23 protein-coding genes and 1 pseudogene are annotated in these 24,252 nt (G+C 40.5%); 4 read left to right on the top strand and 20 right to left on the bottom strand.

Features of this window, described 5'->3' with window-relative positions; genetic code table 11:
* Positions 1-40: 40 nt before the first annotated feature.
* Genes RS130_RS01545 through RS130_RS01525 form a run of 5 tightly spaced genes read right to left on the bottom strand, consistent with a single transcriptional unit; the run spans position 41 to position 3,388 of the window.
* Positions 41-520 (bottom strand): hypothetical protein, encoded by a 480-nt coding sequence (locus RS130_RS01545; RefSeq protein WP_316024489.1) that lies wholly within the window; start codon positions 518-520, stop codon positions 41-43.
* A 13-nt stretch (positions 521-533) separates the two neighbouring features.
* Positions 534-974, bottom strand: a complete 441-nt coding sequence (locus RS130_RS01540) for a hypothetical protein (protein WP_316024488.1) — start codon at positions 972-974, stop codon at positions 534-536.
* A 14-nt stretch (positions 975-988) separates the two neighbouring features.
* Entirely contained in the window at positions 989-1,888 is a 900-nt protein-coding gene (locus RS130_RS01535) for a peroxidase family protein (RefSeq protein ID WP_316024487.1), read from the bottom strand.
* 1 nt (position 1,889) lies between these two features.
* Positions 1,890-2,591, bottom strand: coding sequence for a hypothetical protein (locus RS130_RS01530; RefSeq protein WP_316024486.1), 702 nt, complete (start codon positions 2,589-2,591; stop codon positions 1,890-1,892).
* Positions 2,588-3,388 carry an RNA polymerase sigma factor gene (locus tag RS130_RS01525; RefSeq protein WP_316024485.1) on the bottom strand — a complete coding sequence of 267 codons (801 nt, stop codon included), beginning with the start codon at positions 3,386-3,388 and terminating at the stop codon, positions 2,588-2,590. Before RS130_RS01525 ends, RS130_RS01530 begins: the two co-directional genes overlap by 4 nt.
* Positions 3,389-3,583: 195 nt before the next feature.
* Here RS130_RS01525 and RS130_RS01520 point away from each other — a divergent pair, with 195 nt between their 5' ends.
* The 3 genes from RS130_RS01520 to RS130_RS01510 all read left to right on the top strand — a co-directional run bounded on the left by RS130_RS01520 (position 3,584) and on the right by RS130_RS01510 (position 6,872).
* Positions 3,584-4,153, top strand: coding sequence for a cache domain-containing protein (locus RS130_RS01520; protein ID WP_316024484.1), 570 nt, complete (start codon positions 3,584-3,586; stop codon positions 4,151-4,153).
* 50 nt (positions 4,154-4,203) lie between these two features.
* The gene (locus RS130_RS01515; protein ID WP_316024483.1) at positions 4,204-6,222 is read left to right on the top strand and encodes an ATP-binding protein; all 2,019 of its coding nucleotides are present in this window, start codon (positions 4,204-4,206) and stop codon (positions 6,220-6,222) included.
* A 170-nt stretch (positions 6,223-6,392) separates the two neighbouring features.
* On the top strand, positions 6,393-6,872 hold the full coding sequence (locus RS130_RS01510; RefSeq protein ID WP_316024482.1) for a TlpA family protein disulfide reductase: 480 nt from the start codon (positions 6,393-6,395) through the stop codon (positions 6,870-6,872).
* A gap of 58 nt (positions 6,873-6,930) precedes the next feature.
* Here RS130_RS01510 and RS130_RS01505 read toward each other — a convergent pair whose 3' ends face one another.
* From RS130_RS01505 to RS130_RS01445, 15 genes and pseudogenes are all read right to left on the bottom strand, one after another.
* On the bottom strand, positions 6,931-8,838 hold the full coding sequence (locus RS130_RS01505; protein ID WP_316024481.1) for a GGDEF domain-containing protein: 1,908 nt from the start codon (positions 8,836-8,838) through the stop codon (positions 6,931-6,933).
* Positions 8,839-9,186: 348 nt separating this feature from the next.
* Positions 9,187-10,341, bottom strand: coding sequence for a hypothetical protein (locus RS130_RS01500; protein ID WP_316024480.1), 1,155 nt, complete (start codon positions 10,339-10,341; stop codon positions 9,187-9,189).
* Positions 10,289-11,449 (bottom strand): glycoside hydrolase family 2 protein, encoded by a 1,161-nt coding sequence (locus tag RS130_RS01495; protein ID WP_316024479.1) that lies wholly within the window; start codon positions 11,447-11,449, stop codon positions 10,289-10,291. Before RS130_RS01495 ends, RS130_RS01500 begins: the two co-directional genes overlap by 53 nt.
* A 37-nt stretch (positions 11,450-11,486) precedes the next feature.
* Positions 11,487-11,756, bottom strand: coding sequence for a sugar-binding domain-containing protein (locus RS130_RS23655; protein ID WP_428982842.1), 270 nt, complete (start codon positions 11,754-11,756; stop codon positions 11,487-11,489).
* A 263-nt stretch (positions 11,757-12,019) separates the two neighbouring features.
* On the bottom strand, positions 12,020-14,548 hold the full coding sequence (locus tag RS130_RS01490) for a DUF5107 domain-containing protein (RefSeq protein WP_316024478.1): 2,529 nt from the start codon (positions 14,546-14,548) through the stop codon (positions 12,020-12,022).
* 62 nt (positions 14,549-14,610) lie between these two features.
* A pseudogene (locus RS130_RS23650) lies at positions 14,611-14,847 on the bottom strand (DUF5107 domain-containing protein); the annotation flags it as partial.
* A 20-nt stretch (positions 14,848-14,867) separates the two neighbouring features.
* Complete coding sequence (locus RS130_RS01485) at positions 14,868-15,179, bottom strand: DUF5107 domain-containing protein (RefSeq protein WP_316024477.1); 312 nt, start codon at positions 15,177-15,179, stop codon at positions 14,868-14,870.
* Positions 15,176-16,633: a sugar porter family MFS transporter gene (locus tag RS130_RS01480; RefSeq protein ID WP_316027948.1), complete on the bottom strand. Its 1,458-nt coding sequence runs from the start codon at positions 16,631-16,633 to the stop codon at positions 15,176-15,178. Before RS130_RS01480 ends, RS130_RS01485 begins: the two co-directional genes overlap by 4 nt.
* A gap of 92 nt (positions 16,634-16,725) precedes the next feature.
* The gene (locus tag RS130_RS01475; protein WP_316024476.1) at positions 16,726-17,652 is read right to left on the bottom strand and encodes an AraC family transcriptional regulator; all 927 of its coding nucleotides are present in this window, start codon (positions 17,650-17,652) and stop codon (positions 16,726-16,728) included.
* An 83-nt stretch (positions 17,653-17,735) separates the two neighbouring features.
* Entirely contained in the window at positions 17,736-18,875 is a 1,140-nt protein-coding gene (nspC, locus tag RS130_RS01470; protein ID WP_316024475.1) for a carboxynorspermidine decarboxylase, read from the bottom strand.
* Positions 18,876-19,044: 169 nt separating this feature from the next.
* On the bottom strand, positions 19,045-20,247 hold the full coding sequence (locus RS130_RS01465; protein WP_316024474.1) for a saccharopine dehydrogenase family protein: 1,203 nt from the start codon (positions 20,245-20,247) through the stop codon (positions 19,045-19,047).
* Positions 20,248-20,503: 256 nt separating this feature from the next.
* The gene (locus tag RS130_RS01460) at positions 20,504-21,163 is read right to left on the bottom strand and encodes an AAA family ATPase (protein ID WP_316024473.1); all 660 of its coding nucleotides are present in this window, start codon (positions 21,161-21,163) and stop codon (positions 20,504-20,506) included.
* Positions 21,135-21,758, bottom strand: a complete 624-nt coding sequence (gene pnuC / locus RS130_RS01455; RefSeq protein ID WP_316024472.1) for a nicotinamide riboside transporter PnuC — start codon at positions 21,756-21,758, stop codon at positions 21,135-21,137. The genes RS130_RS01460 and pnuC overlap by 29 nt, the downstream gene beginning before the upstream one ends.
* Complete coding sequence (locus RS130_RS01450) at positions 21,755-22,714, bottom strand: Kelch repeat-containing protein (RefSeq protein ID WP_316024471.1); 960 nt, start codon at positions 22,712-22,714, stop codon at positions 21,755-21,757. Before RS130_RS01450 ends, pnuC begins: the two co-directional genes overlap by 4 nt.
* Positions 22,715-22,769: 55 nt before the next feature.
* On the bottom strand, positions 22,770-23,678 hold the full coding sequence (locus RS130_RS01445) for a 1-aminocyclopropane-1-carboxylate deaminase/D-cysteine desulfhydrase (protein ID WP_428982841.1): 909 nt from the start codon (positions 23,676-23,678) through the stop codon (positions 22,770-22,772).
* A 121-nt stretch (positions 23,679-23,799) separates the two neighbouring features.
* On the opposite strand from RS130_RS01445, the gene RS130_RS01440 reads away from it, so the two are divergent.
* The gene (locus RS130_RS01440) at positions 23,800-24,165 is read left to right on the top strand and encodes a hypothetical protein (RefSeq protein WP_316024469.1); all 366 of its coding nucleotides are present in this window, start codon (positions 23,800-23,802) and stop codon (positions 24,163-24,165) included.
* Positions 24,166-24,252: the final 87 nt, after the last annotated feature.

Below are 24,252 nucleotides of genomic sequence, written 5' to 3'. Positions count from 1 at the left end.
GTAAATATACCTTGAGACATATATTATAATTTGTGGTGAATTATCGTTTATGGATATACCCCCATCTACCTTTAGAAATGACAATTTTGTTAGTCGTTATATTAGTCCAGGTTATAATGTCAACAATAGTGTCTGTGTCGGCAGTTACAAACTCTTTAGGATTACCTAGATTGTCTTCAACTTTTAGAATCCAATCTGTTATTGCCCATGAGTCATTGCCTTGTCCAAATGTAAAGTCACTGATATCGGCAACGTTAACTAAAGAGTTGGAACCGTCAATGTTTGGCGCAAAACGAGTTTTAATTACTACTTCGCGCATTGTTGGATCCCAATTGTTTTCACTCGGTACTTGAGTAAAAATTAGAGGTGATTTAGTGTGTTTTAATACTTCAACAGTCGCTAGGTTGTTTGATGGTAGCCATTCAATTACATCTTCAATCCCTTGTTGTCCGATTGGAATTGTTATTGTTCTAGATGATGCCACCCCAGTATCATTAAAAAAGCCAGTGAAATTTTGCATTGTAAATAACCTCTTATTTCTTGTTTGTTGCTTTAAAAAGTTCCAGCGAAAGTAAATTGTGCATGGTTAATTTACTTTCTGTGGAGCTCTGGTTAGGTAAAGATGTTAGCAATTGACCAAATTTCCCCATTTTATTAAGGGCTGCATCATAGCTATAAGTGTCACCGTTGAAGACAGAATATTTTGATTGTTTTATTGCGTTCACAATTACTTCTGCAACTAATATGCTACCTAAACTCCCTAGACCTCTGTGTGAACTTAGTGGAGTGGCATTATTGTTTTGTAATTCTGCCTCTAACAAAATGTATGGCCATAAAGGTAATGTTTTGATATCGAATCCACATACTGATTTGATTGGGTGGTTATTAGGTTTAATATCGTCTTCATCTATTTCTTTTAAATTTAAAGCGTTAAATAGTGAAGTGTTATTGAGCTTTATAATCTTTCTGCACATTTCTACACCACTTTCTAAATTTTCCGTATTGGCAGCCTCCAAATTTTTTTGATTACATCGATATCTTTTTTAGTATTTATTCGTTGTACTTTTCGCATTTCATTAAAAATTTGAGTATCTATTGATGATGCTTTAACGCCTTGGCTGGGGCTTACGTTAAATAAAACTGTCCAGTCAATAACAAATTCTGGAGTCAGCTTTGTATCTGCTCGAAAGAAGGTTGAAATGTTTTTGTTCTCTGAAGTTGTATCGTTTCTGATAGAATATCTTTTTCTAACCATACTATGTCCGAAACGAAACACAGCGTGACTAAAGTAGGTTGGTATAGTGTCTAACGCTTGCGAAGGGTAAAAACGTACATTTTTTTTTGTATAAGCTATATATACCTTGGGTTCAATTATATTTCGTAGAAACTCTTCCATGACAATCAATTGAAAAGTGCACACAGTAATACTCTTGGCTTCCTCAAAATTTGCTGCAAAACCATTTTCTAAAATGCTATTGTGAAATTTTTGCCAAAGCCCAGCTAATTGAGCCACTAGGCTATTATCATCGTTACGGCGATCTGGGATCATTGCTCTATGGAGGTTATTGTTGCCACTTGTTACTAGCTTGCGATGAAAATCATAGCCAATAATTCCATTCTTATATTCGTCGTTATTCGTAAATTTGATTTCTGTTAAATTAAAATAAGGTTTAGATTTATTTAAGTTACCATAAAGACTGTCTAGATTTAAAAATGGTGTAGTTGGAAATTTACTTTGTAATTCACTGTCTAGAATTGATGGGTTAGTTGGTCTAACGATATCGTGTGCAATGAGTTGACCTAAATATGTCAATCCGGCTGGAATATTTGATGCTGACGAACTTCCTGTGAGAGCATCGATTAACTGAGTAGAATGTAGAGTCCCCATGCTAGTTCCGTATAGTCACATTATAAATTGAAAATAAATTTGGGTTTTTCTTAGGTGTGAGTGTTATTTCGAGCATATATGGATTGTGGTCATTTATTGCTACTGGTAGTAAAACATCTCCTTCAGAATTAGCTGTTTTTGGTATACTAGCAATCACTAATTGATTCACTTTATTTTTCACTAAAACATCAACCTCTTCATATGCAACAAGTTGAGTTTGCAATACGAGAATCACGGTACTTTTACCACTAGGTGCATATATATCTTGGCTTTGGTTTGTTTGACTACTACGTAAATTAGAAAGGTAGGCAATTTCATAGCTTTCAGAGTAAATTTGAGAAGGGTTACTGTTGAGCAATTTGTATTCGAACATACCCAAAAAAACGCCAGCGCTTATCCCCAAAGTCACTAAACTTGCCCTCATAGGCGTTCCCCACAGTATTTGCCAAAATGATGGTTTCACATATTTACTGCTTTCGGCTTGTATTTGATTAGCTGTTTGTTCATTTTCAAATGCCTCTGGCAATGTTTGTACAAACACGCTGTCCAATTCTAGTTGCTCCAATAATTCTGGTTTATCCATTATGTATTCTTCAAACTCCACGGTTTCTTCTGGAGTGAGTTTGTTGTGTAGATATCGTTTTACGATATCGTTTTCGGTAATGTATTTATCATCCATTACTAGTTTGTTTGATTCGGTCATACGCTGCTCTTTTTAGACGTTAACGGCATACTCGTTTTGCTCAAAACGGGTATATATCGGCTATTGATTAGTGGCGTTTCAAAAGGTAAGTGCTGGTGGTTTGCAGTTTCTCTCACTAAATGGATAAATAAATTCTTATCTGGGGGAATTGTTGTTTGTTGAACTACTAAGCAGAACAGCAGGCTAGTACTTAGTATGGTGCTGGCTTCTGCGTTCGCCCCTATTTTATGCTGAATAAGTTGCTTGATTCGTTGCCTCGCTCTGAATAAAACTTTGTCAAAATACTCTGGACTTAGCTCTAGATCTTGGCAAATTTGTTGTTTGTTTTTATCGTAGATGAAATAACTCCGCAGTAATTGCTTGTCTCTGTCTACATTTAATTCGTTAAGTAACTGTTGGGTGAGTTGCAAAAGTTTTTTTGAGTGCAGGGCTTTGCAAATTTCTATGTCTTGGCTTGGGGCGTGGAACTCAATGTTGTCGGTAGATTGAGTATCCCGTCTGCTTTCTTTACGTTTATGACCAATTAATAAATTGATGCCTGTTTGTCTAATAAATGCAGATAGTGCTGCTGGGTTGTGTATGCCATTTTCGCGGGCTTTTTGAATCACTATTATGAATGTGTCTTGGGCCAAATCTTCTGATAATGCGGAGTTTTGGGTTTGCTTGTTTAAGATAAAAAACAAACCGCGATAGTAGGTTTCTACCAATTCTTGCTCTGCATGTTTGTCGCCGGAGCTAATGCGTGCAACTATGCTTGTTGCTTTTGAAGAGTAAGTGTCTAGTTCCTTGATAAGCATGCCAACCTTATAATTGATTGTGTTTTATCCTATGTGAGTAAAGATTAGTCGATTGTGAAGGGCGGCGCAATTGCCTCGTGTCAAAAAAATGACAAAATTGTTAGTACTCGCTTAGTTTCTTTAAGAACTCTATACGTGTTAGGCTTTGTAGCAGGGCTCAACCTACTTTGTTAAGCGAAAACTTAAGAATTAGTCATGCAAAATAATCCATCAGTTATCTGGACACCTTTGTTCAAGAAAATCTTTCTCTTGGTTGTAAGCCTATTTAGTTTGGTGTTCTTGTTAACGTTACTGAGTATATACCAAGCCGCTTATAATCAGGCTGAGCGCGAGTTTGTCGCCCGTTTAAATGTGGGCAAGAACGTCTTTATGAACGAAGTACTCATTGCTAAGCAACACCTTGATTCTAGTGTAGAAACCATAGCCAAAGATTGGGCTCTGCGTAGTGCAATTGGCCAAGGACAAGATGCAGAGTCGATTAAGAGTGTATTATTCAATCATGGCAAACGAATCAATGCAGATATTGCCATAGTGTTAAATAAAGAGTTTAAATTAATGGTTCAGTATGGCAGCACTGATGCTGCCATCGCACAGTTTTTAGAGCCAAGTTTGGATGCTAAGCAACAAGAAATGGCATGGATAGCAGTGGTTGACAATGAAGCATATATTGTTTCTGCTGAGCCAATAAAAGCGCCGGCTACCATCGGTTGGCTATTGATGGGTAAAAAGATAAACCTAGCATTTTTGCGCGAATTAAGCGGTTGATTTCACTGGACATCAATCTGTTGGTGAGTGGTTCGGGCGCCACAAAAAGGGTGTTATCGACATTTGACAATAACCCTGTCGTTGATTTGGAATTGCAGAACATTGCGTCGACTTTTTTGCTAGAACCTCGTTTAGCAAACATGCATATTACCCAAACCGATGACTTAGTGGTTATGCCTTTTGAGCTGATCACCCAAAACCATCTGCAATTTGTGGTAGTGCTGCAAGACTCAATCAGTGCTTGGTTACAAACGCGAAACTTATTTATGCTTGAGCTCTTACCCTTTTTTATCGTGGGGATTTTGTTAGCTCTGCTTGGGTCGTTTTTTATTGCTAGAAGCATTACCCGCCCGGTTGGACGTTTGTTAAAGGCGGCTAAATTAGTGGCCAGTGGTAGTTATGCCGAACATATTAAGGTATCTGAAAAAAGTGAACTAGGGGAGTTGGCCCGAGAGTTTACCAATATGCAAACAGCGGTAATGGAGCGAGAGCAGAAAATTAAGGATCAAGCAGAAGAGATCAGGCAAACCAATAAAATCAAATATCAAGTAGAACTGGCCCAAAAAGAGCAGCAACTAGCTGCCAGCGCTACCGAAGCCAAGAGTCGTTTTTTAGCCAACGTTAGCCACGAAATTCGTACCCCCTTGAATTCAATTATCGGTTATTCCGAAATACTCAGTGATGCTACGGTTAGTCAAGAGGACAAACTTAAAGCCACATCTGCCATAAATAATGGTGGACAATACTTGCTCAACATAGTGAATGACGTACTTGATTTAGCCAAAATTGAAGCGGGTAAAATTCAACTAACCAAAATAGATATAGGTTTATTAGACTTATTGCATGAAGTAAGTGCTTACATGCAAGGTTTTGCTTTGGAGAAGCATCTAAAGTTTAATTTAACATTACATTACCCATTGCCTTATGAATTTAATACCGACGCCACTCGTTTGAAGCAAATACTGCTCAATTTATGCAATAACGGCATAAAGTTTACTGAGCAGGGGTCGGTAGATTTACATGTGCATTTAGACACGCTGAGAAGGCGGTTCATTTTTGTGATTTCGGATACCGGATCAGGTATGAGTGACGAACAGCAACTACGCCTGTTTACTGCTTTTACCCAGGGCAATCAATCGAGCAGCCGTAAATATGGCGGCACCGGTTTAGGGCTTTATATCAGCAAACAACTGACTGAAATGTTAGGCGGCCACATAAAAGTCACTAGCCAAGAGGGCGAGGGCAGTCAGTTTGCCGTTTATATGCCGTGGGTAGAAGCGAGTAACAAAAAGATGCTTACGAGCAAGCAAGAAACTCAACAATATATCAAGCAGAAGCACATTCAACAGAAGTCTCAATCGGAACTAAATGTGCCGCAGTTAAGGGCTCATATTCTGTGCGCCGATGACAATGACGATAATCGACAACTAGTAGCTTATTTGATTCATAAAACTGGGGCCAAGTTAACCCTAGTCAATGATGGGGTTGAGGCGGTGACGGCAACCCAGGTTACGCACTTCGACTTAATTTTAATGGATATGCAAATGCCTGAAATGGATGGTATTCATGCCACTGAAGCTATCGTAAAAAATGGCTTCAATGGTCCAATAATAATGCTTACGGCTAATGTAGATTCAACAAGCAAAAAGCAAATTATGCAAGCTGGGGCAAAGGAACATTTCTCTAAACCAATTCACACTGAAAGCTTTTATCAGATGTTAGACAAGTATTTAGGAGAGACGTCAAGTCTGAGTGAGAACGACATATTAGGCACCGAACCTGTTAGCTCAGAATTTGAACAATTAATTGAAAACTATCGGGCTAGTTTTGCCAACAAATTAGCCATTATTGACGTTGCTTTGAAGAACGAAAACTGGCCTGAAATTAAAGCCTTAATGCATAATTTAAAAGGTTCTGCAGGAAGCTATGGGTTTCAAGTGCTCAGTGACTTGGCCAAATTGGTTGAAGAGCATATAGAGTTAGAAAATTACCTCGAAGTAGAGAAGTATTTACGAGATTTGCGGTTGTGCATGGAACAGCTTCAACAAGTCACGGAGTATGATGAATAGAGCGTTGAATAAGGGAGTATCGCGCAGCTTGAATTCAACCCTAAGTTTTTCTAATGGGATATTATAGTTTATTTTGGTTACTAATGTTGGTTAGTACTTACATACTATATTTGTATCTAACTAAAGTGGAGCATTGTAAGTAATTGTTTTTTATCTAAATAGAGGTGAGTATGTATAAATATGTCGTTAGCTTTGTGCTTTTAATCTCGATGAGTCAGGCGTTGGGCAACGTTAGTCCTGCAGACAACGGGCCTTATGTTGGCGATATATCTGCGAAGCAGTTGTTGAATCAATATCCAGAGTTTAAGCAGAATTATCATGCCTACCAACCTAGTACGGTAGAAAAAAACGCGGTTAAATCTATTCAGGGAAAATCGCTGGTGGTGTTATTTGGTACTTGGTGCCACGACAGTGAACGAGAGGTGCCGAGGTTACTTAAGTTGTTAGAAGTTGCAGCCGTTAATTTAGCGTCTTTATCTTTGGTTGCGGTGGATCGCAGTAAACAAGATCCAGCTGGAACACATAGTAAGTTTGATTTGAAATATACCCCCACATTTATTTTGCTAGATGGGGATATTGAGCTTGGCAGAGTGATTGAGTCTCCAACTCAATCACTAGGTGAGGATCTGGCAAAATTGCTCAAGGAGTAACGTTTATTAATTCCATTCAGCTCTGGCTGAGCCCATACTCCTGGAAGAGTTGGTGTGATCAACTCTTTTGTTCAGTCGATGCGACTTCAACTCGGCCTCTGCCGTTGTTTTTCGCTTGATACAAGGCTTGATCTGCGAGGCGGTAAAGCTGATCTATAGATAGCCCTGGCGTCCACTGAGCGCATCCTATACTGATGCTTAAATGGTAATTGTGCTGTTCGTTGATCCGCAACTTACTAACGTTAGTACAAAGCTGGTTCAGCAAAATGTTGGTAGACTCGATGTCTGCTGCCGGCAAAATAATTGCAAACTCTTCCCCGCCAATCCGCGCCACAAAATCGGTTGTTCGTAATTGTTTATTCAGATAAGCAGCGAGCACCTGTAGTGCTTTGTCACCAAAATCGTGGCCATATTGATCATTGACCGATTTGAACCAATCGAGATCAGCAATGGCTAAACATAGGTTCTGTTTCTTATTTTTAGCTATTTGAACTTCACTTTCTATTTCTGCGTCAAAGGCTCGTCGGTTAGGCAGTTTAGTTAAAGCGTCTGTTGTTGCAGCATGAGACAAACGTACATTCGCCGTCTCAAGCTCCTGTGTGCGCTTCAGGACTTGTTTTTCTAGTGACTCATTTAGTTCTTTAAGATTTAGCGTTAAACCTCGTTCCCTTCCAAGCAACCGAACATGTTCCCAGCCGAAATAAATAGCTTGTGATGCGGTAAATGCAAAGATTGCCACCGAAAATAATTCTATATAGGGGTCAACGTTTTGGGCATATAAATAAGCATCGAAAGAGCCGCTCACTAAAACGGCCATGATTCCTGAAAGTTGTACCCAGTGACCTTTGGGGTGCAAGTAAACTTGCCATAGTAGGAACAGTGCATAGGTAAAAGCTACTAAAATGTAGAAAGTGCGAAATGCATGGCCGATTAAGACAAATTCATGAAAGTCGAGAAACGGAATTAAGCACAATAATGAAATAGGTAACACACTGAGAAATTGTAGTAATTTCTTTAACTTGTAACGTGATTTGAAAAAACTAGGAAATACATATACTTGCGCGCCCACAAAAATTCCCAACATAACCAAGAAACTCATCCAAGCCAGATAAAAGTGATGGGTGGTAGACAGGCTTGGAATGATATAGGCTAAAAGGTTTCCAGTGACTAATAACCGTAAACTAGTACCTAATGACATCACCATCAACAGTAAATATAGCGTGCGGTTGCTAGACGTTGATGCAAATAAAGTTTGTGACGCCGCGAAAAAAGTAACCAGTAAACTGGCCCCCAGAAATAATATATGCCATGCGCTGCGGCGCATTAAATTTTGATGTAATTCGTCTTTCAAGCCAATCTGGGGTGGTTGAGCAATGCCGCCGGTACGGTAGTCATCAACGTACAACTGCAGAATCACCTGACTTCCAGAATAAAGTTTTGGTAGCTGATAAGAAGCTCCCGCATAGATTAATCCAGATGCATCTTCAGCCGGGAGTGTATGGATGGGTTGAGCAGACTCGTCAATAAAGACAGATAAGTTGTCGTAGGCTTTCACCCATTTGCCGCGCCCATCGGTAACATAAATACGTATTGCGGCACTTTGGCGCCCAGGCCACAGTGCTAGGTTTTCGCCATCGGCTAATTCATCGGTTAGTTTGATTTCGGTCCATAACGTGATTAACCCCCTTGGATAGTCTGAATTCACATTAACGATCGATTCTGGCCAATAGCTGGGAATAGAGACAGTAACAGCGTCGGCTTTGTATTGACTAATTTGATTGGGAGGAATTAATTTGCCCGGTACAGCCCACCACAAACCTCGTAAGCTAGTTTTCTGACAATTCGGATCTATCACACCTCGAGCAGGCTCATTCGGTGGGCAATCTGCTGCCGAAACAGGAGAAACGCTCAGACTTAAACTGACCAAGCCAATTAAAAGCCACATAAACAGGCGAAAACTATTCATTTACTACGTATCCCTATACCTGATTATTGTACGGCAAATCCATGGAAGTACTTCTTTAAATTTTATAACGGGGTCAAAATAGTAGTCTATCTGTATTTATATCTATAGTAAAACATGACTAGTTTTAAGTTCAGATTAATTAAGACAGTTTATTCTTAAAGTCTTCGTAGTCAAATTTTCGCACGAGTTCAAAGCTTCCATCTTTGCGCAAAAAGTAAAATCTTGGGTTGTGCAATCTATAAGTTGTGCGCCTTAGACTACGATATATGCCTGTATAGATTTGCTAAATGACAAGCGAGCCAAAAATGTCACAGGTTAGTAGTCCAGCTCTCGCTTACAACGTCATGTCTATTCGTTGTAGTTTCTTAGAATTAAGCCTAACTGGCTATGAGTTAACTCAACTTTGGGCGCAAATGTATCGCTTGACATATACGCGAACAAACTTCTTAGCATTTGTTTGGCTGCATGACGTTTGTCTAAGTTTGTAGTTAAATCAAGGCTTGTAATGAGTAACTTACCTTTGCCCACTTTCAGTTCAACAATATTTGCTAATTTATGGTTGCGATAGAAATTATCAACTAACTGAACTATCGGTTTTACATCTACAGGGAGTTCATCAAGGACAATCCCATGAGAGTTTTCTAGCAGGTCCCACCATTGCCAATTGCTATACTCTTCGGTTGGAAATTCACTAAATATTGGGTGCTGAGGCTGCGTTAGAATACTCATGTTTACATTACCACCTCGAGTTTGAGTCCACCACCAACTGGGGCTCCAAAACACCGTTTTGAACTGCCCAGCGATGCTATTTGATAGGCTATCTTTGTTTGCCAACATAAGAACTGTGCCGCCAGCGGTTAAGGTGGTTGCTACGTCTTTGTTATATTGAGTGGCTATTTTAATATGCTTGGGAACTGGAAGCGTTTTATCTGGATACACCCAAATATCCCATTCGTTGCTGATATCATGTCCTTCAAGAGCGATAGTGACTGTGAGCTTTTCTGGATCGCTAACTGTAGATAGGCTAGCACTAATTTGTCCTACTTTTGAAAGGGTACCACGCAAAAAGCGTTTATTTGGAAAGTATCCTTTGGCTATAACGTTACCGCTGCTATTCGTTATCGACCAGAATGGTTGGCTAGCATCAAGGTCATATTGCCCATAGTGATGTAATTCAACGTCACCAATAAATTTTTCTGAGTTTAGGTAAGTGCGCTTTTCCATGCGTAGTAAGGGGACTGTTGGACCACTAAACCTTTTGAATTCTTCTGCTGATATCCCCCCTTTGGTCTCCCAAAATGCGTTAAGCAAGCCGACATGAGCAGTTCCTTGCCCTACATAATCATGTAAAGATAACAATTGAAACCCCGCGTGGTTATTCGTTCTTAAGAGGATTTCAACCTCTTCTTTGTACAACAACGCTGCGTGTTTTGCGGTGACACGAAAAAAATCAGTAGCTTGTTCGATTAGTCCTAGCGCCTTGGATATCTTCGCGAACTTCAATTAAATTTTGAGGCTTTAGTACGCCTGTGTATTTGGGAATATCATCAATATTAGGGTAAGTAGCCCATTGACCTACTTCGTGGGAAATGAATGGAAAAGTGGTTTTCTCCATTTGGGTAGAGTGATCCATCAGTGTCGAAGGCGCTGAAAATCCTCTTACGCTTCCGACTTTATATTGATCAATAAAGGCCGTACTTTGTGTATGTTCCATACCGTGGCCACCGGATGTCGTGGAATATAAATGGCGATCGTCATCCTGTTTAGCCCGTGCAATCATGTCAGCGTTCATTTTTTCTGGAGATGTCAGTTCGTTACCAGAGGTCATCAGCACGAACGAAGGGTGGTTTCCATAATGTTTATTAATACTTAGTAATTCGTTTTGAATGAATACGTCCCGTGCAGGAACTGAGTTATCAATATTGGCGCGTGGTCCCTCTGGTTGTAAATACATGCCTACTCGACTTGCGGCAGTAAATGCGGCTTCAGGTGGTGTCCAAGAATGAAAGCGGACATGATTCAAACCATAATCTTTCATCGTTTGCATTATTTTTATCCAACCACTTTCTTCCATTGTCGGATAACCGGTCAATGGGAATATGCAGCTTTCCAAGTTACCTCGTAAGTATACTTTCTGACCATTTATAGTAAACTGTTGGCCTTCAATGCCCACTTCGCGCATGCCAAATAGTTCTTCTAAATTATCAGTGTATGTAGGAGGCTTGCCGTTGGAGCGATTAGGTTTTGAGCTAGTTGTTGCATGTAAATCAGCATGTATAACATAAAGATTAGGAGAAAATTCATTCCATAGTAAAACGTTGTCCCCCATAGAAATGGTCGTTTCTACTGTGGTTTGTTCACTAGAAAATTCAAATGGGATAACTTGTTTCTTAGATGTAAATTCTGCGCTATTGCTCTCAAGTTGTACAGTAAACGTCACTTTTCCGACTACTTGTTGAGCAGTATGATTCTGTAGTTTTAAGCGTACAACTGCTTGTTTTTTATCTACATTAGGGTAAATTCGCATGTCGTCGATCCATACTTTGTCTCTTGCCCTAAGTTCGATTTTACCTATTAATCCATTCCAGTTTGATTGCGTATGTTCAGACACCGATGAGGCAAACTGACCTAAGCTAAAAGGGTATTCATTATTGACAGATATAGTTAAACGATGAGTACTCTGGTGTCAAAAATTGACTTAAGTCATATTCGTGAGGGGTCGATAAACTGTCTTGACTGCCAATTTTATGCTGGTTAATCCATACCTCAGTTATCCAATGCGCGCGTTCTAGGAATAAATGTATACGTTTATTGGTCCATTCTTGGGGGATATAAATATCACGTTGATACCATGCTTTTCCTACATAAAAGTGTGGTCGAGTTAAAGCATTAAATCTGACGTTGGAAACCTCAGGTATGCCAAATCCGCCCTCGTCGGTAGTGCCTTATGAGTGAAATTCTCTCTGGCAAAGATTGGGTGTACCAGCTGTTTGCCTTCCCTACATTTGTAGGATCCAATTTGAATCGCCACTCGCCTGCGAGTGAGATCGTTCTTTTTTGTTGCCTCAAATCTAGAGATTCGATGCTGGTAGCTTGCGAACTGCTTAGCAAAAACATAATTAGTATGCTGCGCAAGGTATGTTTTAGAATATAAGTGGACGGCGCTTTCATTTATGGTTCCTTACTTCAAAAGTAATTCAGTATCGTGAGATTCAAAAACCAACATCATGGGTAACGATGTTGCAAAGTAATCAATAGATTTAGCTGCATTCAATTCAAATTCCTGATGCTTTTTTATTGCATCAAATAGTGCCGTTGCTTCTTTTTTTCTATTCAGCTCGATGAGTGCTAGGCCTCTAAAATATGTTGACTCTGAATATTCAGTCACTGCCATATCTTTAAAGTCCGCTGTATCATTTACACAGGTGGTAAACTTTTCTAGGGCTTCATTATGACGGTTTAATTCATGCAGGGCTTTACCTTGCCAGTAACTGATTTCTGTTGTTGCTTGTAATAAATGATAAGCCTCACCCAGATTAGTTGGTGGCGTCATGGCATCAGTAAAATAAGCTAATGCTAGTTCAGGAGTGCCGCGTTTTAATGCATCTTGTCCGGTTAGTAACATAGCCTTTGTATATTGAGCTAACACTTTGCCTTCTCCACCTTCCCAAGGGTGAAATCGATGGGTTTGCAATATCTCGAGTGCTTTAAAGTGATTGCCCGTACTGTTTAATAATGTGATATAGCTTACTGTACAATCGTCTCGCATCATGACGAGCTCAATGTTGTTTTGTAACTGCTGTAAACGTACATCATTGCTATCCCCAAGTTTCTCACAGAGCTGGTCATATTCGGAAAATATACGAGCGTCGTTAGGATTTGCGGTTAGAGATTTTAGGTAGTAAGCGCGCGCACTCTTGCTGTCTTTTTTGATATTCCAATAGGCTATACCTAAATTACGGCAGGTTGTAGCGTATGGCTGGGTATTTTCTGCGACTTGCTGCCATGCATAAATTGCATCTTGATGACGCTTGTGATTGAAATAGTAGTTGCCTAGTGCGAAGGCTTCATGGCTGTTTTCACCGGGCTGTTCACATGCCCATTTGAGTACAATTTGGTCATGCAGCCGCGATGGGAAAAAGTAATCGCTAGTACTGCTCCTAGCAATATTTAGTGCGTTAATATCTTGTGTCAGCCATGCCAGAATATATCGTGTTTGAGAGGATTGAGATAAGGGGTTGGGAACGGCGCTTTTAGGCACATTTTGCGAATGATGAAGTGAAATTAATGATACAGCTAAATCAGTTAATCCCGCATCGGTGCAATCGTACGCTAGGTCTATAATAGTCTGTGCATCATTTCTGCAATGCGCTAAAAAGCCCTTGGTATCGCCTAATACAAAGCGTGCCCAATGATCTAGAGGATCAATTTCTAATAAAGCAGTTAACTGTTCGCTTGCTAGCGTATTGCGTCCTAGTTTTTCTAGCATAATAGCCTTAAGAACGACGGCTTTGTTATTTCGTGTATTGGTTGTGAGTGATTGCTCACAATGGTTAAGAGCTTCAGCAAAGTTTTTATTTCGACTGTCAATGCAGGCTAATTCGTAAAAAGCAGCGCTGCGCCAAGCGCTATTCCATGTGGCTTTGTAGAATGCGTTATAGGCTAAATCAAACTGGTGTTGGAAGCGATATGCTAGCCCTAGAAAATAGTGAGCTTCGCCTGTGGAAGGATTTGGATGTAGGCCTGTTATTCTTTTGACTGCAACGGATAAGTGTTTTATCGCGGCACTGAATTGGCCCGTCGATAGCTTACGTTTGCCATATGCTATATTGGTTCGAAAATCATTTTCATCTCTGTTAAGCACTTCATCCCAGTATATTTCAGGGTAGCGAGTAGGGTGGCGATATAGCTCTAGATGCTCCGCTACGAGGTTAAGTTCTTCAATTGACTCAATATCTTCTGGCATGGAAGGTTCGGTTGCCACATCTCTTGTTTGTTGTTGCTTATCTTCAGGCACTGGTTGATAAGAAATCAGTTGACCAATATGTAGGGTTAGGTGGTGAAACTCGTCAAATTGACAGTGAAACTTTGGAACATGCCATGGTGTATCTGGGGATAGATCAACATGTGTATCCAGTAATACTTGTTCCTTATTGCATAAGGTAATATGTACATTTTCGAACAAGCTAGAGCTGGCTGCGCCTAGCGCTATGGTACCATCCTTGTTTTTTACTAATCGAATGGCGGCATCTTTGTTGGCATTTTGTACAGGCCCTATTTTTTTATATGGCCACCAATACTGGCAGAATGTTTTGGTCTCAAAAGGCGTCAAGTAACTAAAATCAGGCTGGTTGTCGGTGTATGCACCTGCCATTAATTCAATATAGGGAGCGGACCTATGAGTTGCGCTTACCCTATCTGTTAATTCACGATCCCAGGCCCAGCCAAATTTTTCATTGCCCCATGTCCATTGTTTTTTACCTGGTGCAATGTGTTTGTTAGCCACATGAATAAACCCGCCTTCTGCATCAAAGTCATAAGCCCCAAAAAAATCAAAATCAGTGTTGCAAACCATGTAGCTGGTAGGTACAGGTATGTGACTATAATGCCGCAAGTCATTTTGTTGAGGGCGAGCAGTGTAGTCAACACCATAGTATTCGTTACTGGCAGTTGGAAAAGAGCTTTGGGCTCTAACCGCATGATCTGCCACGTAGTGCACATCTGGGGGAAAAAACTCTGCATATTATCGTGCGCTTCAAAAGCAATATTCGCCCACCACAAGAATGTTTGAGTGAGCGAAGTACGGTTATACAAGCTGGCTTCTAGTTTTATTAACGCGCTATTTGGGGTGATTGATATGGCGTGCATGCCTTTCATACGTTGAAAAGGATCATGTTCAGAGAAGTAGACTGTGGTTTGTTCGTTAGTCTGTTTAATCTGTACATCTGTTGGCATAAAAGTACTGGGGCGGTGATGTTGTGGCCAGTTAAATTCAACGCCACCAGAAATCCATGGCCCCGCAAGGCCAACTAAGGCTGGCTTAATTTCTTCTTGCTGGTAAAAAAGTTAAAGTCATTGTTACGCTTATCTTGTCCCGAAAATATTCGCCCTCCTATTTCTGGTAACATAACCAAACGGATAAAATCATTTTCTATTTGAACGGCGTCGTACTCTTTTTCTTTCTTTTCATCGAGTACTTTATCGATAAAAGGTAAGGGGTAAACTTTACCACTTGAGCCTTGATATACACGTTTTTCAAAGAACATTGGATTTTTTTCAGGTTCACCAAGCCCATAAGTTGGAATTGATAAAGTGTGTCTATTGATTGTGATAGTGCTCATGAGTTACTCCCCAATGATTGCTCAATTTCTTCAAGTGATTTGTCTTTCGTTTCAGGGACGTGCTTTTTGATAAATATAAATCCAATTAGGCATATTGCTCCGTAAAGCCAAAAACTCCCAGCTGCACCAAGTGCGGTGTTGATTGGCTTGAAGGTTAGTGTGAGCAATAGACTGGCGATCCAGAGCGCAGACACACATATGCCCATGGCAAAGCCGCGAATATGGTTCGGGAAAATTTCAGATAGTAATACCCAAGTAATAGGGGCTAGGGTCATGGCGTAAAAAGCTATCGCAGCAAGAAGCACTATCAGTACTGCGCTGCCGGTTATACCCAAATAGTAACAACTACCTAAAATGGTGTAAGTCACCATTAAACCAGCTGAGCCGAAAAGCATTAAAGGTCGTCTTCCCCAGCGATCGACAGTTTTTATTGCTATTAAGGTAAAGAGTAAATTCACCATTCCAGTAATTACAATATTGAACATAGTACCGCTAACGTCATAGCCTGCAGCATAAAATATCTCTTGGGCATAGTTAAAAATAACGTTGATGCCACACCACTGTTGAAAGACGGCTAGTCCTATTCCTAGGCCCAATATTTTCAAAACTCTAGGTTTGAGTAATTGATGGTAGGTAAAAGTTTGAGCGTGTGTAGCTAAATTTTTTTGAATACTTAATAGTTGTTTTTCCGCATAGTCGTTACCGCCAATCTTAGACAATATTTGTCGAGCTTTAGTCTTTCTGGCTGAGTCAGCGCTATAATTTTTGACTAGCCATCGTGGAGATTCAGGAATAATAAAGGCTAACCCTAAAAAGAGCAGGGCTGGAATGGTTTCTATTGCAAACATCCAGCGCCATCCTAATTGGCCATTCCATGAATTTCTAATTAGGGCTTGTGTGGCTTCTGGTGCAATGGGATGAGTGTTGTAGATAAATAAATTGATAACTTGCGCAGCAAGCACGCCAATCACTATGGTCAATTGGTTGATAGACACAAAGCGCCCCCGCATGTGGGCTGGCGACATCTCTGAAATATATATAGGAGATACGTTAGAAGCTAAACCAATACCAATGCCGCCCAATATTCTAGCGAAAATGAACAGGTCAAAATTGTTTGCTAATGCGGTGCCTATAGCAGAAATTGTAAAGAGTAATGCGGCGAAAATGAGCGCTTTCTTACGGCCTATTCTGTCGGTCAGCGCTCCTGACAGTAGTGATCCTAGTAAACATCCAACCAAAGCCGAGCTCATAGCCCAGCCTGATTCCCATGCGTGTTCGTCACCGCCAATTGAGAAATATGCTTCGTAAAATGGTTTCGCTCCGCCAATAACGACCCAATCATAACCAAAAAGTAATCCGCCCATGGCTGCAACTAAACTAATCATCCAGATATATCTATAATTGTATGACTGTTCCATGAGCACCTGTCTATTTGTAAGTTTTTTGTGAACAATGTTATTAAACCAGATGTTCAGGAGGTAAAGAATGGTTAATGTTATTTAATGTGATGGACAATATTATTCGATATAGAAGTTTTTGAAAGAGGCTAGTGAGTGTTCTTTAAGCCTTCTTTTACTAAGTTCTTACGGTAATTTTCGGGCGAACATCCTTGGAATTTTTTAAATACGCGGCTGAAATAGTAAGGATCTGTGTATGCCAATAGCTCTCCAATTGCTTTTACGGTCAAGGTGCTTTGATATAAGTAATCGCATGCCTTACGAACTTTTAAGCGAGTAAAATAGGCAACGGGAGAACGATTAGTCACCTGCTTAAAAGATTTACAATAGTGGGGAACAGAGACTTCTGCTCTTTTTGCTAGTTCATTTATGGTGAGCGTTGTATGCAGATGTTGCTCCATATAAGAGATGCTGTCTCTTATCATGGATGATGTGCATTTTTCTGTGTTCCCGCCAAAAGGTAACATCCGTTGATTGAGTTTGATTAAGCCAAGTAGATGTAACAATTTGGCTGACATTAAAATCAAACCTGCGTCAGAATAATGATGATCTATGCAGGCATAAAGTTGCTCAAATGCTTGTTTGATTTGAGTAGTACCGCTAACGTTTACTAAATAACGATTATTCTCTCTCACTATGCTGCGCAATATTGGTAGGCTCTCGACACCTGCAAAATGCACCCAAAAAATAGACCAAGGTTGAGCATCGTTGCTGCCATAGGCATGCTCAATACCGGCAGGAATTAAGATAATTTGGCCGGGCTCAATTTGCCACTTTATGTTATTGATTTTGAGCCAGCCAGTGCCTTTAATACAGTAGATTAGAATTGACTGAATACACCCTTGTGGTCGTTCAACCCTATGAGCGGGGGCGGATGGAAACGAGCCTATATGAGTAACAAACAATGTATTTACCACAGCTAGTTGCTTACAAGTTTGAATGACGGCAGGTTGCAGAATGACGAGGCGTTGGTGGGGAAAACCTTCGGATTGGTTTTTATGGATATGGCTATTCAAGTTTCAACACCGCGTTACTAAAGTCATTTATTGAGTATAAATAGACTTTTACCTATAAAGATAGTTTTCTTGTGTGCATAGTATTAAGACAGTTTATTCTTAAAGTCTTCGTAGTCAAATTTTCGCACGAGTTCAAAGCTTCCATCTTTGCGCAAAATACCAATCGAAGGGTGTTCGACGCCGTTAAAGAAAGTGGTTTTGACCATAGTGTAGTGGATCATATCTTCAAAAATGATGCGCTCGCCAATTTGCAATTCGTGGTCAAAACTATACAAATCGATTGCGTCACCGGTTAGGCATGAGTTACCACCAAAACGGTAGGTAAAGGCTTTTTCACCGGCTTTTCCGGCGCCACGCACGTCAGGCCGGTAGGGCATTTCTAGTACGTCAGGCATGTGGGCTGTTGCAGACATATCGACAATAGCGATTTTGTCGCGGTTTTCAACAATATCTATCACCTCACATACTAACGGCCCCGTTTGCCAAGCCACCGCAGAGCCCGGCTCTAGTACAACATTGAGATGTGGATGACGTGTTTTAAAGGCTTTTAAGGTGGCAATAAGGTGTTCCACATCGTAGCCCTTTTTAGTCATAAGATGGCCACCACCAAAATTAATCCATTTAATATTTGCAAATAAATGGCCAAACTTTTTTTCGGCGGCAAGAATAGTGCGCTCTGTGGCATAGGAGTCGCATTCACATAGATTGTGAATATGAAATCCTTCTATGCCGGATAAATCAGCATTCAGCAAATCTTTGGCTAATATACCAAAACGTGAGCCAGGGGCGCTTGGATCGTATAACTCAGTGTCTGCTTCACGGTGTTCTACATTTAAACGAATACCTGGGGATACTGGTGAATTGATTATTTGTTGTTTATAGCGCTGCCATTGGCCTAGGCTGTTAAATGAAATGTGATCTACTAAATCTACTAATTGTTCAATGTCAGTGGGTTTAAATGCAGGGGAAAACGCATGTACTTGTTTACCTATCGTTTCTTTTCCTAAACGAGCCTCCCATACTGCACTTGCTGTAGAGCCTTGTAAGTACTTACCAACTAAGTCAAAGGTAGACCACATGGAAAACCCCTTCAAAGCTAAAATTATTTCAACTCCGCTTTCTTGTTGCACGCGCTGCATTAGTTGTAAATTAGCTTCAAGCTTGGCTTCTTCACATACATAACAAGGTGAGGGGATGGCGGGATTCAACATGGGATCTTGCATAACTGGGCTGCTTACTCACAAATAAAATTAGTAATGTTAGCTAAGAACTTACTATTACAGAGTACACAGGGCGTAGCGCTAGACTACTCAGAAAAGCTAAAACGTCTTTGGCTCTATGCTCACTGTGTCTTCTGTAATTTATGTTCTTTGCCGTTAACTCGGCTGGTTGTTATTTCTTAAACGGGCTCTCGTCACATTCAATGACATGCCAAGGTAGGCCATGCTTGTTTAACATGTCCATAAAAGGGTCTGGATCAAATTGTTCCATATTCCAAACTCCCGGCTTTTTCCAAGTACCATCTAACATTAAGCTAGCGCCTATCATGGCAGGTACACCAGTTGTGTAAGACACTGCCTGTGCCCCCAGTTCTTCGTGGCATTTTGCATGCTCACAGTTGTTGTAAATAAAGATGGTTTTCTCCTTGCCATCTTTTAAGCCAGTGATGTAGGTACCGATACAGGTTTGGCCTGTGTAGCCGTCGGCTAGCGAGCCGGGATCAGGTAACACTGCTTTTAAAAACTCTAAAGGCACAATTTGTTGCCCTTGGAAGTTAATTGGTTCGATGCTTGTCATACCTATACCTTCTAACACTTTTAGATGGGTAAGATATGCGTCACCAAAGGTCATCCAAAAACGCGCTCGTTTGATGGTTGGAAAATGTTTCACGATTGACTCTAACTCTTCGTGATACATTAAATACGACGCACGCACACCGATGTTTTGATAATCAAGATCTTCGCGCACACTTAATGGATCGGTTTCTTTCCATTGGCCATTCTCAAAGAAGCGCCCTCGCTGGGTGATTTCTCGAATGTTAATTTCTGGATTAAAATTAGTGGCAAAGGCTTGGCCATGATCGCCACCATTGCAATCCACTATGTCTAAATAATGAATTTCATCGAAATAATGTTTGGCTGCATAAGCGGTATAAACATTGGTTACACCTGGGTCAAAACCACTACCTAATAAAGCCATCAACCCTGCTTTTTCGAACTTGTCTTGATACGCCCATTGCCATGAATATTCAAATTTGGCGACATCTTTAGGCTCGTAGTTGGCAGTATCTAAGTAGTCCACACCTGTTTCTAAACACGCATCCATAATGGCCAAATCTTGATAAGGTAGCGCTAGGTTGATCACCAAATCAGGATTCACTTGACTAATTACTTTTACCACTTCACTAGCGTGATCTGCATCAACTGCAAAGGTACCTTTTACACGATCTAAGCCCACTTCTTTTTGTAAGGCTTCGCATTTAGATACCGTGCGGCTAGCAAGGTATATTTCATCAAAAAGCTCAGGTAAACGAGCACATTTTTTAATGGTGACGGCGGCCACACCACCGGCACCAATAATTAAAACACGAGACATAAAGTTATCCTTTGAAATAGGCAGTTACCAATCGAAGGAATGCTATCAGTAAATTTAGTTGGTGCAAGAGGTATGTAGGGAATTGGCGCAAATAGTTTACTTTATTTAGTGGTTCTGATTTAGTCCACTCAAAACAAGTTGTCAACCGTAGATTAGGCTATTGTGTAATTCAAGATGCCAACAAGGATAGCGACAAGGTACCTAATAAAGCATCACTAAAGATATGACTGACAGGGCAGGTTACTACTGCCCTTTTTTATTGGTGGCTTAACATTGATTGAGTCACTTGCGCAGCCCGTTTGCTGAGGCTGCCAGTAACCGATATATGAGGAATGTTATGTTCAGCCAGATAATCTCGATTAAACTGCTGGAACACTTGGCGATTAGCGTCACCGGATCTTTCCCAAGTATTGTCGTAGGGGATATCATCTTCGCATAGCACCACCAAGTCATAACGTTGCCAGCATTGCTTGGCCAAACGCTCTAGTTCGGGGAGCGCTTTTTGATGATAATGTAGGGCAAAGTGCCAAGTAGTGAATGCATTGGTATCACGGCAGTTTAAAGCTAAACTCACATGCTCGCCATAGGGCTCGCTACTAAAAAAGCAATCAAATGTGTAATCTTGTAATAGATGCTTTAGATAAGCATCGTGTTTGTTAGTGATGGCTTGGCTGTAGCCTACTTCTTTAGGGCCATCTTTAGCTGCAATCACCTTTACATTGGGGTACAACTGGTTAATCCAATCGATTCGCGTTTCTAATGGGCAAACTGGCAATTCATCACAGGCATAGATAACAATGACTAATTCATCAACATGCTGTAATGCAAAGTCTATTAAAAACTGATGGCCTATGTGCAGTGGCGCAAACTTACCTAGGGTTAAGCCTCTAGTCATTAGTTTGTTTGGCCGTGACATTTACCTGTTGCCAATTTCCATACCACTGCCACTGGCCTACAATAGCCATAATTAAAAAACAGAAATACAAAACAGAAGTTGGATATAGGCCTTTTTGCCAATATATTGTGATAGCGACTACATCTACTACTATCCAAAATAGCCAGTTGAATAGTTTTTTGTGGGTGAGTAACCACTGGGCAACTAAGCTAGCACTAGTAGTAAACGCATCACCATAGGCATAGTCTGCTTGAGTGTATTGATGCATGAAGGTACCTAGTGTCAAAGTAACAATAGCAATCAAACAAAAGCATAGACTGTATTCTCTAGCAGACCCCTTTTTAACTTGGATATGGCCACTAGCGTTCTGTGATTGTCGCCAGATATACCAGCCGTAGATTTGAAAGCCGATATAAAAGAGATGCAGTACCATGTCGGAGTAAAGTTTCACGTCATAAAAAATCCAACTGTAAATACTCACTTGCACCAAACCAAATGCAAAACACCAAATGCTACGCCGTATGATTAAATACACACACAGAAAACCCGAAAGAGTGGCTATCCATTCGGGCACAGACGCTCCGGCAAAACCTTGTAACCACTCGAGCCAATTCAATGTTGATTAACCGAAAAAGTTTGGACCGTGTGTAAAAAAGGGCCACTTGCTGACGTCGTTCCACCAATCACATAGATAGTGTCATTGAGGATTGTTGCTGCGTTATGTCTTGAGGCTTGAAAATCAAATGAGCTCTTCTTCCAACGTTGTGTGTTGAGGTCATAGACAAAACTGGCACTTAAGTCTTTATAATCACCGAAGGTATATATTTTGTTATCATGAGAAACCGCAGAGTGCGCACTTAATGCTGTAGGCAAAGCAGGTAAGCTAACCCACTCATCTGCTTCGATGTCATAGCGAGAAAAATGGTCAGAAGCATGTAAATGATTGAAGCCACCAATGGCGTAAATGTGCTGACCAAGCGCCACTATTCTGGTGTCTTCGGCAAAAGGTAGGTTGGCCGCTTTGCGCCATAGGTTTTTCTTTATGTCATAAATTGCTACGGTATTGGTTGCATGGGTACTTGCATTACGAGAAAACACACTGCCCCCCGCAACTATAATTTTACCGTCTATGTAAACCGCACTGGCAAAACGTCTTGGAATGGGTGTTTCTCCAATGATGGAAACTGTACCAGAGGGAATATCAAATACCTCAATCAAAGGTTGCAACCTGGTTGTTCTATGCCAATTACTTACCCCACCTAAAATGTATATTGAGTCTTTGCCATCCCAAACCGCCGAATGATAACGCCGTGGTAGCAGCTTGTTTTCTAATCGAGTCACTTTTTGGGTATGGGGGTCAATGATCTGAATATCTCTTGAAAATCCGCCCTTTTGAGAGCCAGCCAAAACATATATTTTGTCTCCATTGTTAATGACGGCATGACCATACAGACCATTCGGTAAGGAAAGCGTGGTTGCAGTCTCGGTGCCTAGCTGCGTTGCACATGCTGAAATGAATATTGATACGAGTAATGTCAAAAAAGAGTGTTTTTTTGATTGCAATAAGCGCATTTTTCGTCCTTGGGAATATGAGATTAATAATTGTCGGTAATGTTCATTGCTGAGGTTATTTCCGTGTGCCTTGTATGCCCCCTGTATGCAAAGCTAATATTCTACTTTCAGTAGGAAAGTAGTTTTGCGCAATTAGTTGTTGAATAGCAAAAAACAATTTTCCACTATATACAGGCTCTATTGCAATTTTATTTTGTTGGAAAAATTTTTCACAATAATCAACTAGTTCTACAGTCTTTTTGGCGTAGCCACCAAAATGATAGTCGTGATTAACAAGGTAGTTGGCATGGTTGTTTGTAGGTAGTAGTTCATTCACCAACTCTTCTAAGTACCCTTTTCCTTGAAGTACACCTATACCTAAAATTTTAGTTGAAAGTGATTGCTCGCTAACACGATTTATCAAGCCAGCTAAAGTACCGCCACTCGCTACCGGCGCAATAATATAGTCGTATTCATCATGCAGCTCATTGATAATTTCGCCCACTCCTTGCAGCGCGTACTGGCTGGAACCGCCTTCTGGCACAATTATCGATTGGGGGAATTCTTGTTTTAAGGTCTGTAAGTAGCTGCCGTTTCTTGCTTGATAGGTTATTTTATTTACATAGCGAATATCACTGCGCCAAGCTATTAGGTCTTGTAGCATTGGCGTTAGGTTCTGGCTGTAATCACCTCGCACAATAGCCGTGAATTTTATCCCTAGTTGTTGGCAGCAATAAGCCAGTGCATGCAAGTGGTTAGAAAATCCACCACCAAAACTAATGACATGTTGATTGTTATTTTGCACAGCATCGAGCAATTGGTATTTGATTTTTCGCCATTTATTGCCAGAAATAATAGGGTGAATTAAATCATCTCGTTTCACGGTAAGCACAGTATCGTTTAGTCGAATAGACTGCACCGGTGACGGTATAGTAATGTTTAACAGTGACGTTAACCTGTTGTTTGTGACACCGTGTTCTGCCATGAAATTAAGCAATTCGTACCTTACCGTTGTTTAGCTATTAAACTTACAAATTATAAACAAAGTTTGTATTTATTATGTTGATCCTAGCCGATAGTATAATTTCAGTTTGTCAGGAGGTGAAATGAAATTAACGATTGTTTTGGTTATGTGTTTCGTTGCTTTTAGTGGCTGCACGGTTTTAGGTTTGGCAACAGATCTAGCATTGTTTAAAGCGATGGATAAAGGACGCTGCGAAAATAGTGACTATGCCTCTTGCAATGTTCGTGGTCAAGAAGTGTTAATATTCACTGTTGAAGGGGCCAAACAAGATGCCAAAATAGTTAAAGCATTACTAGCAGAGATGAAAACTGAAGAGCCCAACGTTGCGACCGAGGATCCTTTGCCAAATCCGCTTAAACCTAAACTATCGGTTTGCAAAAAAGTGGTTGCAGGAAAACAAAAGTGCTATCCCGCAGATTATTATAAAGACATGTATATGAGCCAATAATCCTCACCTCATTCCGCTCCAAACCATTAAAATTAGAAGCTGGTGGCGAGCAAATGTGACACAAACACATACCGTTTCAAGCGCAAG

This window comes from Paraglaciecola aquimarina, from assembly GCF_032464635.1.
Classification (GTDB): domain Bacteria; phylum Pseudomonadota; class Gammaproteobacteria; order Enterobacterales; family Alteromonadaceae; genus Paraglaciecola; species Paraglaciecola aquimarina.
Note: the sequence above shows the minus strand (reverse complement) of the source record. Positions and strands in the feature narration are given on the sequence as shown.

Coding starts and splice junctions, on each gene's coding strand:
- RS130_RS01540 (WP_316024488.1), bottom strand. CDS start 974: ATGTGCAGAAAGATTATAAAGCTCAATAACACTTCACTATTTAACGCT.
- RS130_RS01545 (WP_316024489.1), bottom strand. CDS start 520: ATGCAAAATTTCACTGGCTTTTTTAATGATACTGGGGTGGCATCATCT.
- RS130_RS01510 (WP_316024482.1), top strand. CDS start 6,393: ATGTATAAATATGTCGTTAGCTTTGTGCTTTTAATCTCGATGAGTCAG.
- RS130_RS01440 (WP_316024469.1), top strand. CDS start 23,800: ATGAAATTAACGATTGTTTTGGTTATGTGTTTCGTTGCTTTTAGTGGC.
- nspC (WP_316024475.1), bottom strand. CDS start 18,875: ATGCAAGATCCCATGTTGAATCCCGCCATCCCCTCACCTTGTTATGTA.
- RS130_RS01535 (WP_316024487.1), bottom strand. CDS start 1,888: ATGGGGACTCTACATTCTACTCAGTTAATCGATGCTCTCACAGGAAGT.
- RS130_RS01445 (WP_428982841.1), bottom strand. CDS start 23,678: ATGGCAGAACACGGTGTCACAAACAACAGGTTAACGTCACTGTTAAAC.
- RS130_RS01460 (WP_316024473.1), bottom strand. CDS start 21,163: ATGTCACGGCCAAACAAACTAATGACTAGAGGCTTAACCCTAGGTAAG.
- RS130_RS01485 (WP_316024477.1), bottom strand. CDS start 15,179: ATGAGCACTATCACAATCAATAGACACACTTTATCAATTCCAACTTAT.
- RS130_RS01505 (WP_316024481.1), bottom strand. CDS start 8,838: ATGAATAGTTTTCGCCTGTTTATGTGGCTTTTAATTGGCTTGGTCAGT.
- RS130_RS01450 (WP_316024471.1), bottom strand. CDS start 22,714: ATGCGCTTATTGCAATCAAAAAAACACTCTTTTTTGACATTACTCGTA.
- RS130_RS01465 (WP_316024474.1), bottom strand. CDS start 20,247: ATGTCTCGTGTTTTAATTATTGGTGCCGGTGGTGTGGCCGCCGTCACC.
- RS130_RS01525 (WP_316024485.1), bottom strand. CDS start 3,388: ATGCTTATCAAGGAACTAGACACTTACTCTTCAAAAGCAACAAGCATA.
- RS130_RS01530 (WP_316024486.1), bottom strand. CDS start 2,591: ATGACCGAATCAAACAAACTAGTAATGGATGATAAATACATTACCGAA.
- RS130_RS01520 (WP_316024484.1), top strand. CDS start 3,584: ATGCAAAATAATCCATCAGTTATCTGGACACCTTTGTTCAAGAAAATC.